This window comes from Burkholderia sp. RF2-non_BP3, assembly GCF_001522185.1.
Taxonomy (GTDB): Bacteria; Pseudomonadota; Gammaproteobacteria; order Burkholderiales; family Burkholderiaceae; genus Burkholderia; species Burkholderia diffusa.
Genome location: NZ_LOSU01000036.1, coordinates 107,651 through 123,988 on the forward strand (window position 1 = coordinate 107,651; position 16,338 = coordinate 123,988).

Annotated in this window: 14 protein-coding genes and 2 riboswitches; of the genes, 3 read left to right on the plus strand and 11 right to left on the minus strand. The window is 69.8% G+C overall.

What is annotated here, in order from left to right; translation table 11 throughout:
- Positions 1 to 179: 179 nt before the first annotated feature.
- Positions 180 to 1,535 carry a chitinase gene (locus WS45_RS19670; protein WP_059701198.1) on the plus strand — a complete coding sequence of 452 codons (1,356 nt, stop codon included), beginning with the start codon at positions 180 to 182 and terminating at the stop codon, positions 1,533 to 1,535.
- Between the two features lie 107 nt (positions 1,536 to 1,642).
- On the opposite strand, the gene WS45_RS19675 is transcribed toward WS45_RS19670, so the two are convergent.
- The 3 genes from WS45_RS19675 to WS45_RS19685 form a co-directional block, all read right to left on the minus strand.
- Entirely contained in the window at positions 1,643 to 2,386 is a 744-nt protein-coding gene (locus WS45_RS19675; RefSeq protein WP_059701200.1) for an IclR family transcriptional regulator, read from the minus strand.
- A gap of 53 nt (positions 2,387 to 2,439) precedes the next feature.
- On the minus strand, positions 2,440 to 3,606 hold the full coding sequence (locus tag WS45_RS19680; RefSeq protein ID WP_059524367.1) for an acyl-CoA dehydrogenase family protein: 1,167 nt from the start codon (positions 3,604 to 3,606) through the stop codon (positions 2,440 to 2,442).
- A gap of 142 nt (positions 3,607 to 3,748) precedes the next feature.
- Positions 3,749 to 4,915: a CaiB/BaiF CoA transferase family protein gene (locus tag WS45_RS19685; protein WP_059701202.1), complete on the minus strand. Its 1,167-nt coding sequence runs from the start codon at positions 4,913 to 4,915 to the stop codon at positions 3,749 to 3,751.
- Positions 4,916 to 5,187: 272 nt separating this feature from the next.
- Here WS45_RS19685 and WS45_RS19690 point away from each other — a divergent pair, with 272 nt between their 5' ends.
- Both WS45_RS19690 and WS45_RS19695 read left to right on the plus strand, forming a co-directional pair.
- Positions 5,188 to 5,433 (plus strand): hypothetical protein, encoded by a 246-nt coding sequence (locus WS45_RS19690; protein WP_059524371.1) that lies wholly within the window; start codon positions 5,188 to 5,190, stop codon positions 5,431 to 5,433.
- 163 nt (positions 5,434 to 5,596) lie between these two features.
- Entirely contained in the window at positions 5,597 to 6,031 is a 435-nt protein-coding gene (locus tag WS45_RS19695; RefSeq protein WP_059691716.1) for an NUDIX hydrolase, read from the plus strand.
- 15 nt (positions 6,032 to 6,046) lie between these two features.
- On the opposite strand, the gene WS45_RS19700 is transcribed toward WS45_RS19695, so the two are convergent.
- The 8 genes from WS45_RS19700 to WS45_RS19735 form a co-directional block, all read right to left on the minus strand.
- Positions 6,047 to 6,373 carry a low molecular weight protein tyrosine phosphatase family protein gene (locus WS45_RS19700; RefSeq protein ID WP_059524375.1) on the minus strand — a complete coding sequence of 109 codons (327 nt, stop codon included), beginning with the start codon at positions 6,371 to 6,373 and terminating at the stop codon, positions 6,047 to 6,049.
- Between the two features lie 36 nt (positions 6,374 to 6,409).
- Positions 6,410 to 6,982 (minus strand): DUF1993 domain-containing protein, encoded by a 573-nt coding sequence (locus WS45_RS19705; RefSeq protein ID WP_059691717.1) that lies wholly within the window; start codon positions 6,980 to 6,982, stop codon positions 6,410 to 6,412.
- Between the two features lie 120 nt (positions 6,983 to 7,102).
- Positions 7,103 to 7,555, minus strand: coding sequence for a YaiI/YqxD family protein (locus WS45_RS19710; RefSeq protein ID WP_059524379.1), 453 nt, complete (start codon positions 7,553 to 7,555; stop codon positions 7,103 to 7,105).
- Between the two features lie 76 nt (positions 7,556 to 7,631).
- A complete protein-coding gene (locus tag WS45_RS19715) occupies positions 7,632 to 8,240 on the minus strand; it encodes a vWA domain-containing protein (protein WP_059691718.1) in 609 nt (202 codons plus the stop codon).
- A 68-nt stretch (positions 8,241 to 8,308) separates the two neighbouring features.
- Complete coding sequence (locus tag WS45_RS19720; protein ID WP_059701204.1) at positions 8,309 to 9,394, minus strand: ATP-binding protein; 1,086 nt, start codon at positions 9,392 to 9,394, stop codon at positions 8,309 to 8,311.
- A complete protein-coding gene (gene cobN, locus WS45_RS19725; protein WP_059701205.1) occupies positions 9,391 to 13,206 on the minus strand; it encodes a cobaltochelatase subunit CobN in 3,816 nt (1,271 codons plus the stop codon). The genes WS45_RS19720 and cobN overlap by 4 nt, the downstream gene beginning before the upstream one ends.
- Before the next feature lie 6 nt (positions 13,207 to 13,212).
- The gene (gene cobW, locus WS45_RS19730; protein ID WP_059691721.1) at positions 13,213 to 14,301 is read right to left on the minus strand and encodes a cobalamin biosynthesis protein CobW; all 1,089 of its coding nucleotides are present in this window, start codon (positions 14,299 to 14,301) and stop codon (positions 13,213 to 13,215) included.
- 25 nt (positions 14,302 to 14,326) lie between these two features.
- Positions 14,327 to 15,385 carry a HoxN/HupN/NixA family nickel/cobalt transporter gene (locus WS45_RS19735; protein WP_059691722.1) on the minus strand — a complete coding sequence of 353 codons (1,059 nt, stop codon included), beginning with the start codon at positions 15,383 to 15,385 and terminating at the stop codon, positions 14,327 to 14,329.
- 185 nt (positions 15,386 to 15,570) lie between these two features.
- Positions 15,571 to 15,833: riboswitch (cobalamin riboswitch) on the minus strand.
- Between the two features lie 124 nt (positions 15,834 to 15,957).
- Positions 15,958 to 16,194: riboswitch (cobalamin riboswitch) on the plus strand.
- Positions 16,195 to 16,338 lie beyond the last annotated feature (144 nt).

Genomic DNA, 16,338 nt, shown 5'->3' on the forward strand with positions numbered 1-16,338 from the left:
ATGCGATCGAATCGGCAAGATCGTTACGTATCGGGAATCGAATAACGAAAAGAACACCTAAGTATTCACGATTCGGCGCGAATCCTCCAAGATGAGCACGCCGCCGGGCGGGCATACCCGATCGCCCGCCCGGCGGCGATACGCGGGCCAGCGTATCCCTCTTCCACTTGGAGAACACAATGAACAACAACGTGTTGCCGCGATTCAACCCGCGCGCGCTCGCCGCGGGCTGCCTGCTCGCCGTGGCGAGCGTGTCCCACGGCGCCGGCGTCTATGCGCCCTTCGTCGACGTGACGCTCTACCCGACGCCGCTCGTCGACCGGATCGGCGTCCAGCAAGGCATCCAGCAGTTCACGCTCGCGTTCGTGGTCGCGGGCAGCGGCTGCGCGCCGTCCTGGGGCGGCGTGCAGCCGATCGGCAACGGCGCGAGCGGCGACCTGCTCGCGTCGCTGTCGACGTCGATCGCGAGCTATCGCGCGAAAGGCGGCGAGATTGCCGTCTCGTTCGGCGGCGCGAACGGCACGCCGTTGATGCAGGCATGCTCGAGCGTGCCGGCGCTGAAGACGGCCTATCAGACCGTGATCGACACCTACGGCCTCACGCACGTCGACTTCGACATCGAGGGCGCATCGCAGCAGGACAGCGCCGCCGTCGCCCGCAACTTCCAGGCCGTCGCGCAACTGCAGTCCGACTACGCGGCGAAAGGCAAGCCGCTGCACGTCACGCTGACGCTGCCGACGATGCCGACCGGGCTCACGCAGGATGGCGTGAACGTCGTCACCGCGGCCATCGCGAACAAGGTCGCGTTCGACGCGGTGAACCTGATGACGATGGACTACGGCCCCGCGAACATCGACATGGGCGCGGCCGCGATCAGCGCCGCGCAGGCGCTCTATACGCAGCTCGATACGGCGTTCAAGTCGGCGGGCCAGCCGAAAACGGGCGCGCAGCTGTGGCAGATGGTGGGCGTCACGCCGATGATCGGGATGAACGACGTGCAGGGCGAAACCTTCACGCTCGCGAATGCGCAGAGCGTGTTGAATGCGGCGATCGGCAACGGCTACGGTTTCTTCGGCAACTGGTCGGTCGGCCGCGATCAGCCTTGCCCGAACAACGGCGCATATGTGGCGCCGACCTGCTCGGGTATCGCGCAGCAGCCGTATGCGTTCGCATCGATCTTCCGCAAACTCGACGGCAAGTGGGGCACGGGCGTCACGCAGGATCCGAACTACGGCGGCGGCTCGAACGGCGGAACGCCGCAGCCCGGCGCGCCCTGGTCGGCCGGCCAGGTCTATACGGCCGGCGCGACGGTGACCTACCAGGGCACGACGTACCAGGCGCAATGGTGGACACAGGGCGACGTGCCCGGCCAGGCGGCGGTATGGAAGCCGGTCGGCGGTGGCACGCCCGTATGGTCGGCAACGACCGCGTACCAGGGCGGCACGTGCGTCACGTACCAGGGCGCAAAATACTGCGCGAAATGGTGGACGCAGGGCGACAACCCGAGCGCGGGCGGCGTGTGGGTGAAGTCGTGACGTCGCGGCGCACCGGCGCGTGACGCGCCACGGCCGTTCCCGGATGCCGCCCGGCATCGCGGCGAACGGCCGTCGAAGCCGCCCTCCGCCCTGCTTCGCGCTTCTTGCTAGCCGCGCCCCTGCTCGGCCAGCAGCCGCGCCTTGGCGTCGACCAGCAGCGCCGCATGCGTGTCGCGATGCTGGCGGATCCGCTCGGTCGGCCCGACGATCGACAGCCCGTACCAATCGCCGTCGAGCGTCAGCGCGACCGCGATCGCCGACAGCTCGGGCGCGCTCTCGCCGAGGTTCTCGGCCCAGCCGAGTTCGCGAAACCGCGCGGTTTGCGCAACGAGCGCCGGCAGGTCGGCCACCGTCGCATCGGTGAAGCGTTCGAACGACAACTGCGCGCCGAGCGCCTGCTGCGCTTCGCTCGCGAGCGACGCGAAGATCGCCTTGCCGATCGAGTTCGCATGCAGCGGCCGCAGCTCGCCCGGCTGGCGCGTGTAGCGGATCGCCTGCTCGGACTCGACGACGTCGAGATACGTGATCGACGCGCCCTGGATCTTGCCGAGCACGGCCGTCTCGTGGCACGCGTCGCGCAGCGCGACGAGATGCGGATGCACGATGTCGACGACGGGATCGGTCGCGTCGATCGCGGCGGCGATCGTCTGCAGGCGCCGCGTGGGATAGTAGCCGCCGCGCTTGCGCACCTCGTACAGATAGCCGCGGCTCACGAGCGTGCGCGCCATCGCCAGGCAGCTCGAAGCGGGCACGTTGAGCAGGCGCGCGAGTTCGGTGAGCGGCAGCGGCCGCCGTTCGGCGGCGAACAGCTCGAACAGGTCGAGCGTGCGGGCAACGAGTTTGACGTCCATGACGAGCGCTTGATTCGGAACGGGAAACCGCGCGCCGGGCGGGCCGCCGCGCGTCAGTACGACTTCGGCAGCCCGAGCACCTTCTCCGCGATGTAGCACAGGATCAGTTGCGGACTCACGGGCGCGAGCCTCGGAATCATACACTCGCGCAGATAGCGCTCGACGTGGTATTCCTTCGCATAGCCCATCCCGCCGTGCGTCGCGATCGCCGTCTGGCACGCCTGGAACGCGGCTTCCGCGCCGAGGTACTTCGCGGCGTTCGCCTCCGCGCCGCACGGCTGCCCCGCGTCGTAGCGCGTCGCGGCCTTCATCACCATCAGCCACGCGGCTTCGAGCTGCATCCAGGCCTGCGCGAGCGGATGCTGGATCGACTGGTTCTGCCCGATCGGCCGGCCGAATACGACACGCTCGCACGCATACTGCGTCGCGCGCCGCAGCGCGGCCTGCCCGAGGCCGATCGCCTCGGCGGCGATCAGGATCCGTTCGGGGTTCAGCCCGTGCAGCAGGTAGCGGAAGCCGTCGCCCTCGTTGCCGATCAGGTCGTCGCGCGGCACGCGCAGGTCGTCGATGAACAGCATGTTCGAATCGACGGCCTTGCGGCCCATTTTCTCGATCTCGCGCACCTCGACGCGCGAACGGTCGAGGTCGGTGTAGAACAGGCTCAAGCCATCGGTCGGCTTCGCGACCTGGTCGAGCGGCGTCGTGCGCGCGATGATCAGCATCTTGTTCGCGACCTGCGCGGTCGAGATCCAGATCTTGCGGCCGCTCAGCACGTAGTGGTCGCCGTCGCGACGCGCCTGCGTGGCGAGATGCGTCGTGTCGAGGCCGGCATCGGGCTCGGTCACCGCGAAGCAGGCCTTGTCGCGGCCGGCGATCAGCGGCGGCAGGAAGCGCGCCTTCTGCGCGTCGTTGCCGAACACCTGTACCGGGTTCAGCCCGAAGATGTTCATGTGGACGGCCGACGCGCCCGACAGGCCGGCGCCCGACGCGCTGATGGTGCGCATCATCAGCGCGGCCTCGGTCATCCCGAGCCCGGCGCCGCCGTGGGCCGGGTCCATCGCGATGCCGAGCCAGCCGGCCTCGGCGAGCGCCGCGTGAAAGTCGGACGGAAACCCGCCCGCGCGATCGCGTTCGAGCCAGTAGTCGTCGCCGAAGCGTTCGCAGATTTTCTCGATTGCGCTTTCGATCGCGCGCTGGTCGTCGGTCAGGTCGAACTGCATGGATTGCCCTCCAGGAAAACGTGAACGGCCGCGCCGATCCATGCGGGCATGAGGTGTCTCCTCTTGCAGCGGCGCGTGTCGGGTACGGCGCGGCGTGATGTGCGAAGGGGGCGCGGGCGGGCGGCGCCGGCCGCGATGCGGGTCAGTTTCGACGCGGGCCGTCGTCGTCGCGTGCGTCGTCGGCGAACACCTCCGCCGCGTGTTCGTTCAGCGCGGGCGGCGGCCGCCGGTACGTGGCCGGCGTGCGGCCGAGCTTGATCGGCGACGCGATGCCGCGATGCCGGCCCAGTTCGACCTTCATCCGCCGGTGCGCGACGTGCGGATGGTCGAGCGCCGCATCGAGCCCGAGCACGGGCGCGCACGGCACGCCCCGGCGCATCAGCTGCTCGGCGAGTGCCGCGCCGTCGTGTGCGGCCAGCGCCGTTTCGAGCAGCGCGCGCAGTGCGGCGCGGTTCGCGCTGCGCGCGCGGTTGTCGACGAAGCGCGGATCGTCGGGCCAGTCGCGCGTGCCGAGCACGTCGCACAGCGCGGCGAACTGCCCGTTGTTGCCGACCGCGAGAAAGATGTCGACGCTCGCGGTCGGAAAGCTGTCGTAAGGCGTGATGTTCGGATGCGCGTTGCCGGTGCGCGCCGGCGCCCTGCCCGAATGGAAGAAGTTCGGCGTATGCGGATGCAGGATCGACAGCGCGCAGTCGAACAGCGTCGATTCGACGAATTGGCCGCGCCCGCTCGCATCGCGTTCGCGCAGCGCCATCAGCACGCCGAGCGCCGCGTTCAGCCCGGTGACGAGATCGACGATCGGCACACCGACGCGCAGCGGCGCGCCGCCCGCCTCGCCGTTCACGCTCATCAGCCCGGCCAGCGCCTGGACGGCCGCGTCGTAGCCGGGCAGCCCGCCGAGCGGGCCGTCCGCGCCGAAGCCCGACACGCGGCAATGGACGAGACGCGGAAAACGCGCGTGCAGCGTCTCGAAGCCGAGGCCCCAGCGCTCCATCGTGCCGATCTTGAAGTTTTCGACCAGCGCGTCGGCGCGCTCGAGCAGGCCGAGCAGGCGCTCGCGATCCTCTGGCTTCGTCAGGTCGAGCGCGATGCCGAGCTTGTTGCGGTTCACGCCGAGGAAATACGACGCCGTGTCGCCGTCGAACGGCGGCCCCCAGGTGCGCGTCTCGTCGCCCGACGGCGGTTCGACCTTGATCACCTCCGCGCCGTGGTCGGCGAGAATCTGCGTCGCGTACGGGCCGCCCAGCACCCGCGACAGATCGATGATGCGCAACCCCGCCAACGCGCCCTGCTGCTCCAACTCCGCCATGCGTCTCGCTCCTGCTTCCGGTTGATCGGACCGCCGGTTCCGTCGTGCCGACAGGCGGCGACACGCTTTCCCGGACTTGAATGATAATTCGTGTACGTGAATTTATATTCACACTCGGGAATTTCGTTGTCAAGCCGGGCATGCTCCGGCAGCCGGGCGGAGAACGCGGTCGCCCGCAAGTGGGGACGACACCGAACGCCGGCCGGTTGCGGCGCCGGGCCGTGGTTCGCTAAGCTGCCGGAGAGTGCTCACTGAAGACAGGCGGACCTTTCATGAAACACATGCTGCTCGCGGCCATCGTGCTGGCGTCGACGCTGGGCGTCGCCCGCGCGCAAACCCAGACTTACCAGTTTGGCGAAGGACAATCACAGCCGCGGGCCGCCGCGCCGACGGCACGGCCCGCGCCCACGCGACCGCACGTGAACCCGCCCCCGCATCAGCACCGGCGCGCCATCCACAAGCGGCGCCACGGGCGGTCCGGGAAACCCGCGCGCACGGGGTTCTACACGCACGCGTGACGCGATGCGCGGTGCGCGCGCGACAACGCACGGAACTGTCACGAACGCCCGGTATGATCGGCGCGGCGGCTTGCATGTCGTCGTGCCCGACGATCGGGCGACGGGCCGGCACCGCCGGTCGACGACCATTTCCCTCCACGATTCAGCACCTGTTTTGCCGAACATGAATACCGGGCCGGATACCGTCGCGAGCATCAAGGAACGCGCCACGATCGTGTGCCGCCAGCGCAGCAGCGTGTTGCTGGTCGCCCGTACCGCGGCGCGCTGGTCGCTGCCGGGCGGCACGATCCGGCGCGGCGAGACGCCGCTCGAGGCCGCGCAGCGCGAGCTGGCGGAGGAAACGCGGCTGGAGGGGCTCGCGCTCGACTATGCGGTGCAGTTCGGCGGCCTCACGAAACTTCATCACGTGTTCGTGGCCGACGTGCCGAAACACCTGACGCCGCGCGCGAGCAACGAGATCGCGCGCTGCAAGTGGTTCGACGTCGAACGGCTCGAGACGCTGCGCGCGAGCGTGCCGACCCGCAAGATCATCGAACTGCTGCACCTCGACCGCTTTCCCGCGCACGCGCACGCGGACTGGCCGTTCCGCTCGCGCTGAACCGGCCCGCGCGGCTCACCCGCGCAGCAACGGACCGGCCTTGCGCTCGAGCAGCGCGACGAGTTCGGGCTGCATGTACGCGTAGCGGTCGGGAATGTCGAGGCAGACGATCTTCTTGTGCTTCAGCCGGATGCCGAATCGGGCGGACAGCTTCGCCTTGTGCGCCCGCTCCATCACGAACACGATCTCGGCCCATTCGAGTTGCTCGGCGGATAGGCGCGTCTGCGCGTCGGGCGCGAGGCCCGCGGAGTCGGTTTCGACTCCCGGCCACGCGGCGAACACCGCCTCGGCCGTCGGGCTGCGCAGCCGGTTGCGGCTGCAGATGAACAGGGCCCGTGTCATGCCGGTGCACGGCGGCCGGATGGTCCGCTCGACCGGTCAACCCTGCGGAATCGTGCCGGGCCGCACGTAGGCCAGCATGTGCGGCACGTAGTCGGCCTTGCCGAGCTCGACGCCGTGATGGCGCAGGATCGCGTACGCGGCGATCGCGTGAAAGTAGAACTGCGGCAGCGCCCAGTCGCGCGCGTACTGTTCGCCCGTCATGTCGAACGCGGTGCCGTTCGGCAGTTCGAGCGCGATCGGCAGAGCGGCGCCGCCGTCGAGTGCGTCCGGCGCGAGTTCGCCGAGGAATGAGATCGTGCCGGCGACGATCCCTTGCGCATCGCTGAGCGTGCCGGGCTGCGCGTCGGCATGCCAGCCGGCTTCCCGCAACGCCAGCAGCGCGTCCGGCAGCGGTTCGCCGCGCAGACGGTAGACCGGCTCCATCGCCTGGAAACAGGAAAACCGCACCTGGGCGGCGAGCGGATACATGTCGGGCGCCAGCTTGAGCGTCAGCAACGCATCGGGCGCGTTGCCCTCGGCCTGCCGATGCGCGGCGGCCTTGTCGAGCCACGCGGATTGCGCGCGCAGCATCTGGGTGAAGGTCGGAACGAGAAGTTGGGTCGGTGACATCCATGCTCTCCGATGAGGCGTTCGCGCCACGATATCAATGTCGGCGCGAATCCGTATTCTGCCGTAGCCGACGTTTCGACGCGAAACCGGTGACGTATCGCACGACCGACGCCCGGTGCGTCACGGTTTGCCGTGGCGCGCCAGGAAGCGATCGAATTGCGACGCGAACGCCTTGCCGTCACGTACGCTGAACGGGGCCGGGCCGCCCGTATCGATGCCCGCGCTGCGCAGCTGCTCCATCATCGCGCGAGTCGACAGCCGTTCCTCGATGTTCTCGCGGCTGAACCAGTTGCCGCGCGGGTCGAGCGCATGCGCGCCCTTGTCGAGGACGGCAGCGGCCAGCGGGATGTCGGCCGTGATCACGAGATCGCCGGCTTCCGCGAGTTCGACGATCCGCGCATCGGCCACGTCGAAGCCGGCCGGCACCTGCAGCGCCTTGATGAACGGCGACGGCGGCGTGCGCAGAAACTGGTTCGCGACCAGCGTCACGCAGATCTCGGCACGACGCGCGGCGCGAAACAGCATGTCCTTGATGACGGCGGGACACGCGTCGGCATCGACGAGTACTTGCATGGCAGGGATTCCGGTGGATAGAAACGGCGATCATAGCGCAGCGCCGGCGCGTCGCCACGCACGGCTGCCCACGCGATCAGCCGGCCGGCCCGGCGCACAGCGACGCGGCCGTCATCCATTGCGCGCCCCAGGCATCGGCGAGCCGCCTGCCCTGCCCGATTCGCACGGCCGCATCGTCGAAGTCGACGAACACGACGTGATCGGCGGCCGCTGGTCTCGGCGGCGTTTCGCGCGTGCGGCCGTCGGACAGCACCCATAGCCAGCGCTGTTCGTCCGGCGTACGTCGTGCGGCGCCCGCGAGCAATTGCGCGGCGGCCGCGATGCCGTCGGCAAGCGGCGTGCCGCCGCCGCCGTCGACCGGTTCGAGCCAGCGCGCATTCCACCAGCGCGGCACGGCCGGGCCGAAGCGCCGCGCGGCGCCGTCGCCGCCGAAGCAGATCAGCGCGGTTTCCACGCGGTCGCGCGCGGCCTGATCGAAGTACGCGACGATCAGGCCTTTCGCGAGCGCGAGCCGCTCGTGCGCCAGCATCGACGCCGAACAGTCGAGCACGAAGCAATGGAGCGCGCGCGGTGTGCCGGCCCGCTTGCTGAAACGCAGATGCTCGGCGTGCAGCGGGCCGCCGCGCTTCGCGGCGAGCGTCGCCGGCCATGCAACGGCCGTGCCGGCACGCACCGTACCCGGCACGCGCGCGGCAGCGCCTGGTTGCCATCGAGGACCGCGAACGGTATTCGCGGCGGCGTCGGCTCGATGGCTCAGCGTTTTTTTAGCGGCAGCGGCACCACGCTCTTCACGTCACGCAGTCCGGCCGGCTCGGGCGGCAGGTAGCCCCAGTCGCCTTGCGATGCGGTTGCGTCGTTTCGTGCCGCGCCCGATGGATGGCCGGGCTGCCGGTGCGTGTCCGGCGGCGGATCGTCGCGGTCGCCGCCGGCCTCCGCATGCGACTGCGTCGCGGCCGACGACGGCGGCGTACCCGCATGGCGTCGATGCCGCAGTACCGCGTCGGCCACGCGTTCGACGTGCGTCACCGTCACCGCGTCGGCCTGCTCCAGCGCCGCGAGCGCGCGCGCGGCGCGCAGCATCACGAGGTCGGCGCGCAGGCCGTCGACGGCCGCATCGATGCACAGCGCGCTGACGCGCGCATGCACCGCATCGTCGAAATCCAGCGCCGGCAACCTTGCCCGCGCCGCGCGGATCCGGTCGCCGAGTTCGCGCTGCGCGGCCGCGTGACATGCGCGAAACGCGTCCGGGTCGAGATCGAACGCGAGGCGCGCCTTCACGATCTGCTCGCGCTGCGCGGCGTCGAAGCAGTTCTCGAGTTCGACCATCAGCCCGAAGCGGTCGAGCAGTTGCGGGCGCAGTTCGCCTTCTTCGGGATTCATCGTGCCGACCAGCACGAAGCGTGCGTCGTGCGCATGCGACACGCCATCGCGCTCGACCACGTTCACGCCGCTCGCGGCGACGTCGAGCAGCGTATCGACGAGCCCGTCGGCGAGCAGGTTCACCTCGTCGACGTACAGCACGCCGCGATGCGCGCGCGCGAGCAGGCCCGGCCGGAAGCGCACGCCGTTTTCGGCGAGCGCATGGGCGAGATCGAGCGTGCCCGTGACCTGTTCGTCGCTCGCCGACAGCGGCAGCGTGACGAATGCCCCTTCGGGCAGCAGTTCGGCGAGCGCGCGTGCGGCGGTCGATTTCGCGGTGCCGCGCGGCCCGCTGACGAGCACGCCGCCGAGCGACGGGTCGATCGCCGCGAGCAGCAGCGCCTGCTGCAGCGGTTGCTGCGCGACCAGCGCCGCGAACGGAAATACCGCGCGGGCGCGATGCGTCGTCGAATCGGTCATCGCCGTCCTCCTTCCTGACATTGTTCGCTGTCGAGCCAGACCGCTTCGATCCGCTCGCGATAATCGCCCGGCTCCTGCCACAGCCCGCGCTGCATCGCTTCGACGAAGCGTTCGCAAATGCCGTGCAGCGCCTTCGGGTTGTGGCGTTCGAGGAACGCGCGCGTGTCGTCGTCGAACAGGTACGCGTCGGCGACGAGCGCGTACTGGTGGTCCGACAGCACGCGCGCGGTCGCGTCATAGCCGTACAGGTAATCGACGGTCGCGGCCATTTCGGCCGCGCCCTTGTAGCCGTGGCGCTTCACGCCGTCGAGCCATTTCGGATTGACGACGCGCGAACGGATCACGCGCGCGATTTCCTCGCGCAGCGTGCGCATCTTCGGCGCGACCGGGTTCGCATGGTCGCCGTGGTAGATGCTCGGCTGCCGCCCGGACAGGTGCCGCACGGCCGCCGTCATCCCGCCCTGGAACTGGTAGTAGTCGTTCGAATCGAGGATGTCGTGTTCGCGGCTGTCCTGGTTCTGCACGACGACGTCGATCGTCGCGAGCCGTTCGCCGAACACGTCCGGCGCGGCGTCGCCGGCGCTGTTCTGCGCGTATGCATGGCCGCCCCACTGGCGGTACGCATCGGCGAGATCGGCATCGGTCTGCCAGCGGCGCTGGTCGATCAGGTCCTGCAGGCCCGCGCCGTAGCTGCCCGGCCGCGCGCCGAACACGCGCCAGCCGGCACGCCGCCGCGCTTCGTCCGGCGCCACGCCCTGCTCGATCCATTTCGCGCGTTCGCGCTCGACGCGCGCGCGGATCGGGTTCAGTGCCTCGGGCTCGTCGAGCGCGGCAACGGCCTGCACGGCCGCGTCGAACAGGTGCATCAGGTTCGGGAACGCGTCGCGGAAGAAGCCCGACACGCGCAGCGTCACGTCGATGCGCGGCCGGTCGAAGATCTCGATCGGCAGGATCTCGAAGTCGGTCACGCGATGGCTGCCGTGCGCCCATTTCGGCCGCACGCCGAGGAGCGCGAACGCCTGCGCGACGTCGTCGCCGCCGGTGCGCATCGTGGCCGTCCCCCAGACCGACAGGCCGATCGCGCGCGGATAGTCGCCGTGGTCCTGCAGATGGCGTTCGATCAGCTGCTGCGCGGACTTCAGCCCGAGCGACCACGCGGCCTGCGTCGGCACCGCGCGCGTATCGACCGAATAGAAGTTGCGGCCCGTCGGCAGCACGTCGGGCCGGCCGCGCGACGGCGAGCCGCTCGGCCCCGGCGGCACGAAGCGGCCGTCGAGCCCGCGCAGCAGCTGGCGCAGTTCCTCGCCGCCGCATGCGTCGAGGGCGGGCAGCAGCGTCGAGCGCACGCGCTCGAGCACGGCGAGCGTGCTCGGCCAGTCGCCGGGCGGCGTGGGGGCGGCATCGGCGCCGGTCTCGCCGGAAACGGCCGCGCACAGCCCGTCGAGCCAATGCTGCGCGAGCCGTTCGAGCCGCTCGCGCGTGTCGCCGGCATGGCGCCACGGCGATGCGTCGAGCGCTTGCAGAACGGCCGGCCGCGGGCCCGTCCACGGCGCGGCCCAGTCGGCCGCGAGCGGATCGAAATCGTCGCCGAGCGCGAGATCGCGCGCGAGCGCGCCGATCAGCCCCGCGCGTTCGCCCTTGCCGTCGCCGACCGGAAAACGCGCGAGCGCGAGCAGCGTGTCGCGGCGCTGACGGTCGGCGGGCGACACGCCGAACACATGCAGCCCGTCGCGAATCTGCGCTTCCTTCAATTCGCACAGCCACGCGTCGACGCGCGTCAGCAGCGCATCCTCGTCGCCCGCATCGCGCGGCGGCGACACGCTCAGTTCGTCGTGCAGACGGTGTTCGGCGATCGTCGCGAGAATCGTCTTGCGCAGCAGCTTCGCGCGCCGCGCATCGACCATCAGCGCTTCGTAGTATTCATCGACCTGCCGTTCGAGATCCTGCAGCGGGCCGTAGTTTTCCGCGCGCGTGAGCGGCGGCATCAGGTGATCGACGATCACCGCCTGCGCGCGGCGCTTCGCCTGGCTGCCCTCGCCCGGATCGTTGACGATGAACGGATACAGATGCGGCAGCGGCCCGAGCGTCAAGTCGGGCCAGCACGCGTCGGACAGCGCGACGCTCTTGCCCGGCAGCCATTCGAGGTTGCCGTGCTTGCCGAGGTGGATGACCGCGTCGATGCCGAACGCATCGCGCAGCCAGAAATAGAACGCGAGATACGCGTGCGGCGGCACGAGGTCCGCATCGTGGTAGCTCGCATAGTCGTTCTCGCCGCGCGAGCGCGACGGCTGGATGCCGACGAACACGTTGCCCGCGCGCCAGCCGGCGATCGTGAAGCGCCCCTGCCGCAGCGTCGGGTCCGCTTCGGGCGGGCCCCAGCGCGCGTTCAGCGCGTCGCGCACCGCGGCCGGCAGCCGCGCGAAATGCGCGACGTAATCGGCCAGCGCGAAGCTCTGGAACGCGGGGCGCAAGGCGCGCACGGCCGGGTCGTTGGTCACGCCTTCGGTGAGTCGCGCGATCAGCGCGTCGCCATCGGCCGGCAGGTCGGCCACGGCATAGCCCGCATCGCGCAGCACCGCCAGCACGCGCAGTGCGGACGCCGGCGTGTCGAGCCCGACGCCGTTGCCGATCCGCCCTTCGCTTTGCGGATAGTTCGCGAGGATCAGCGCGATGCGCTTGTCGGCGTTGTCGAGCGTGCGCAGCCGGCACCAGCCCCGCGCGAGCGCCGAGACGAACGCGACGCGTTCGGCGTCCGGCTGATAGCGCACGACGTCGACTTCGGTGTGCGGACAACGATACGCCAGCCCCTTGAAGCTCACCGCGCGCGTGACGATGCGCCCGTCGACCTCGGGCAACGCAATGTGCATCGCGATGTCGCGCGCATGCAGCCCCTGGTTGTCGGCCACCCACGCGTCGCGGTTGCCGCCGGACAGGATCACCTGCAGCACCGGCGCATCGCCGGCGAGCACGTCGGGCTCGGGGCTGTCGATCGCCCCGGCCGCGAAGGCGGTGGTGTTCAGCACGAGCGCGACGCCGTGCGTGTCGCACAGCTGCGTGATGACCTCGCGGCTCACCGCATCCTTCAATGACGTGACCGCGATCGGCAGCGGATTGAGCCCCTCGCGCACGAGCGCATCGGCCAGCGCGTCGAACACGGCGGTGTTCGCGGCCTGCCAGTGCGCGCGATAAAACAGGATCGCGACGACGGGCGCGCCGGGCGTCCAGCGCGCACGCCAGTCGTCGACGCTCGCCGGGTCGCGCGCCGGGTGATACAGCGCGGCGGCCGGCAGCGGGCGCGGCAGTTCGGGTTCGTCGCCGAAACCGAGCGTATGGAACGCGATGCTGCGCAGCAACGCTTCGGCGTTGTGCATGCCGCCTTCGCGCAGATAGCGCCACCACATCCGGCACAGGTCGGGCGCGACCGTGCTCTTCGCGACGAGGTTCGGGTCTTCCTGCAGGTCGCCCGAGAACATCGCGAGCTGCTGCTTGCGTTTCGACGCGAGCGACACGGCCTGCTCGATCCCGTACGGCCAGTATGCTTCGCCGCCCAGATGATCGATCACGACCGTCTTCGCGTGACGCAGCACGTCGTCGACATAGAAATCGACCGACGCCGGCTGCCGCAGGAACGTGACGTTCGCGAGCCGCACGCTCGGAAAGCCGGCGGGCAGTTTCGGCACGACGCTGGCCAGCAGCGACAGCGTCGTGTCGGCCGAGCTCAGGATCACGATGTCGGCCGGCTGCTGGTCGATCCGGACGACGCCCTGCGTATCGTCGACGAAGCCGCCCGGCGTGGTGCGCAGCAGATGCATCGCGCGTTACGCCTGTTGCAGGTCGGCCGCGCACGCGGCGTCGAACGCGCGCTGCAGCGCGGCCGCGTCGAGATCCTCGCCGATCAGCACGAAGCGGCTCGCCCGCGTTTCGCCGTCCTGCCAGCGACGGTCGAAGTAGCTGTCGAAGCGGCGGCCGACGCCCTGGATCACGAGCCGCATCGGTGCATCGGGCAGCGCGGCAAAGCCTTTCGCGCGGTAGATCGTGTGCGTCTCGACGACACGCTGCAGCGCGGCGATCGTCGCCTCGCGCGTGCCCGCATCGCCCGACACCACCACCGAATCGAAATCGTCGTGATGATGGTCGTGATCGCCGTCGTCGGCCGAGCCGTGATGGTCGTGCCGCAGGTGGATCGTTTCCTCCGACGCCGATTCGAGCCCGAGCAGCATCGCGACGTCCAGTTCGCCACGCGTCGCGCGCACGATCTTCACCTGCGGCGGGATTTCCTCGCGGATCGCGGCTTCGACCTCGGCGAACCGCGCGTCGGCGACGAGGTCGGCCTTGTTCACGATCACGAGGTCGGCGGACGACAGCTGATCGGCGAACAGTTCGTGCAGCGGCGATTCGTGATCGAGGTTCGGATCGGCGCGGCGCTGCGCGTCGACGGCCTGCGGGTTCTCGGCGAACTGGCCGCTCGCGGCGGCCGGACCGTCGACGACGGTCACGACCGCGTCAACCGTGAAGCTGTTGCGGATCGTCGGCCAGTTGAAGGCCTGCACGAGCGGCTTCGGCAGCGCGAGGCCCGACGTCTCGATCAGCACGTGATCGATGTCGGCGCGGCGCTCGACGAGCGCTTCCATCACCGGATAGAACTCCTCCTGCACGGTGCAGCACAGGCAGCCGTTCGCGAGTTCGTACAGCTGGCCCGACGCTTCGCCCTGCGCGCCGTCCGCGTCCTCGCAGCCGATGCCGCAGCCCTTGAGGATTTCGCCGTCGATGCCGAGCTCGCCGAATTCGTTGACGATCACCGCGATGCGGCGGCCTTCGGCGTGCTGCAGGATGTGGCGCATCAGCGTGGTCTTGCCGCTGCCGAGAAAGCCCGTGACGATCGTGACGGGAAGCTTGCGTAAGGTCATGGTGGATCCTGTGTGGAAAAGGAAGTCAGGCCGAGAGCGTCACGTCGATCTCGTCGTAGCGTTTGAGGCGGTAGATCGCGGCCGACACGATCCAGCACGCGAGGAACAGGCCGATCACGACGTAGCCGAGCATCCCGAAATGCGATGCGACCATCGTCGAGAAATTCCACACGGGCCCCTGCAGCGACAGTTTATCCGCGAGCAGCGCGAGCACCTCGATGCCGCCGATCAGCGCGGCGACCAGCACCGACACGAACGTGATCGTCATGTTGTAGTAGATCTTGCGGATCGGCCGCACGTACGCCCAGCGGTACGCGCCCATCATCAGGATGCCGTCGGTCGTGTCGACGAGCGTCATGCCCGCGGTGAACAGCACCGGCAGCACCATCACCGACCAGAACGACAGGCCGCCCTGCACCTGCGTGGCCGAAATGCCGAACAGCGCGATTTCGGTCGCGGTGTCGAAGCCGAAGCCGAACAGGAAGCCGACCGGATACAGGTGCCAGCTGCGCGACACGAGGCGGAACAGCGGCCGGAACAGGCGGGCCAGCACGCCGCGCTGGTTCATCAGCATGTCGAGGTCGGCGTCGACGATCGTCTCGCCGCGGCGGGCCGCGCGAAACGTCCGGTAGACGGAGATCAGGATCAGCAGGTTGGCGGCCGCGAGCACCAGCAGGAAGAACGCCGACACGCTCGTGCTGATCACGCCGCCCCAGGTCTTCATGCTCTCGAAACGCGCGAGCGACGCCGCGGTCAGCGCGACCGCGACCGACATCACGATCACCACCGTCGAATGGCCGAGCGAGAAGAACAGGCCCGCGCCGAGCGGGCTGCGGCCCTCCTGCATCAGCTTGCGCGTGACGTTGTCGATCGCGGCGATATGGTCGGCGTCGACCGCGTGGCGCAACCCGAACACGTAGGCGAGCAGCGCGGTGCCCAGCAGCACGGGCTGGTCGCGAAACGCGACGAAGGCCCAGATCCACGCGCCGACGTTGAAGGCGACGAGCAATGAATAGATCGCGACGATTTTGCCGCGCAGCCCGGATGAGCTGTCGTTGAACAGACGGAAGAACGAGTCGAGCATGATGCTCCTTTGCGAACGGTCGACATGATGAATGCCAACACGGCCGTCGTCGGCCCCGCCCGCGCCGCCGGCCGTTCTTCGCCCCGGCCCGCGCGTGCTGCGGCTGACGGGTCGGCAAAGGAAGCGGGCAGCGTTCGGGCGTCGGGCGTGCTGCGGCCGTGGACGATGCGCCGCCTCCCCGCGGCGCTGAACCCCACGTTCTGGCCGGTATCCGGGCTGACGAACACGCCGCTTCGCCTTCCCGGATGCGCGGCATCCAGTGGCGGTCGTCCGCATGCGGCAGGCATGCGGCGAAGCGGCGCTGCATCGCGCTGGGCGCGATGCGTTCGCTTACCGTTGCGGGGGCAGCACAGGTTGGCTCGACTGCGGTGCAGCCAGGCTCCCTGTTTCCCGTTTAACTGCGCGCGCCGGAGGAGCGCGCGCGAGCACCAAAACGCGTGCGAGTGTAGGCGGCGGTGCGGGGAGCGTCAAGGCGGAACGGGCCGCCGCGGTGCGTTCGGCATGGCCGCGGCATCGTGCCGGAGGCGCTCGCGGCGCCCGCGGGGCGGGTTCGCGCGGGCCGACCGCTGTGCTATCGTATGCGCCGCGTTCGGTGCTCGCATGCGCATTCCGCGCACGCAGTTAAACGGGAAACAGGAGGCGGAAGTCCGCCCGGCCTGTGCTGTCCCCGCAACGGTACGCCGCCCGCGCGCCGCGGTTCCCCCCGCACGCGCCCAGGCCGCCCGCGATGCCACTGCCCTTCAGCGGGCGGGAAGGCTGCGGCCTGGCAAGCGGCCAGCCCGGATACCGGCCGACGCAAGGGGCGAGCCCGCTGCTCGCCGAACGCCCGATCCGCGGGGGACGGATGGGGTGCGCTTCCCGCCCGCGTTCGCGCGGGCTTCGCCCGATCCATCATGCCTTGCCTGTCCGCCGGCCGCCGATGTGCCGCTCGCCGTCCCCTTTCCACTGCCACG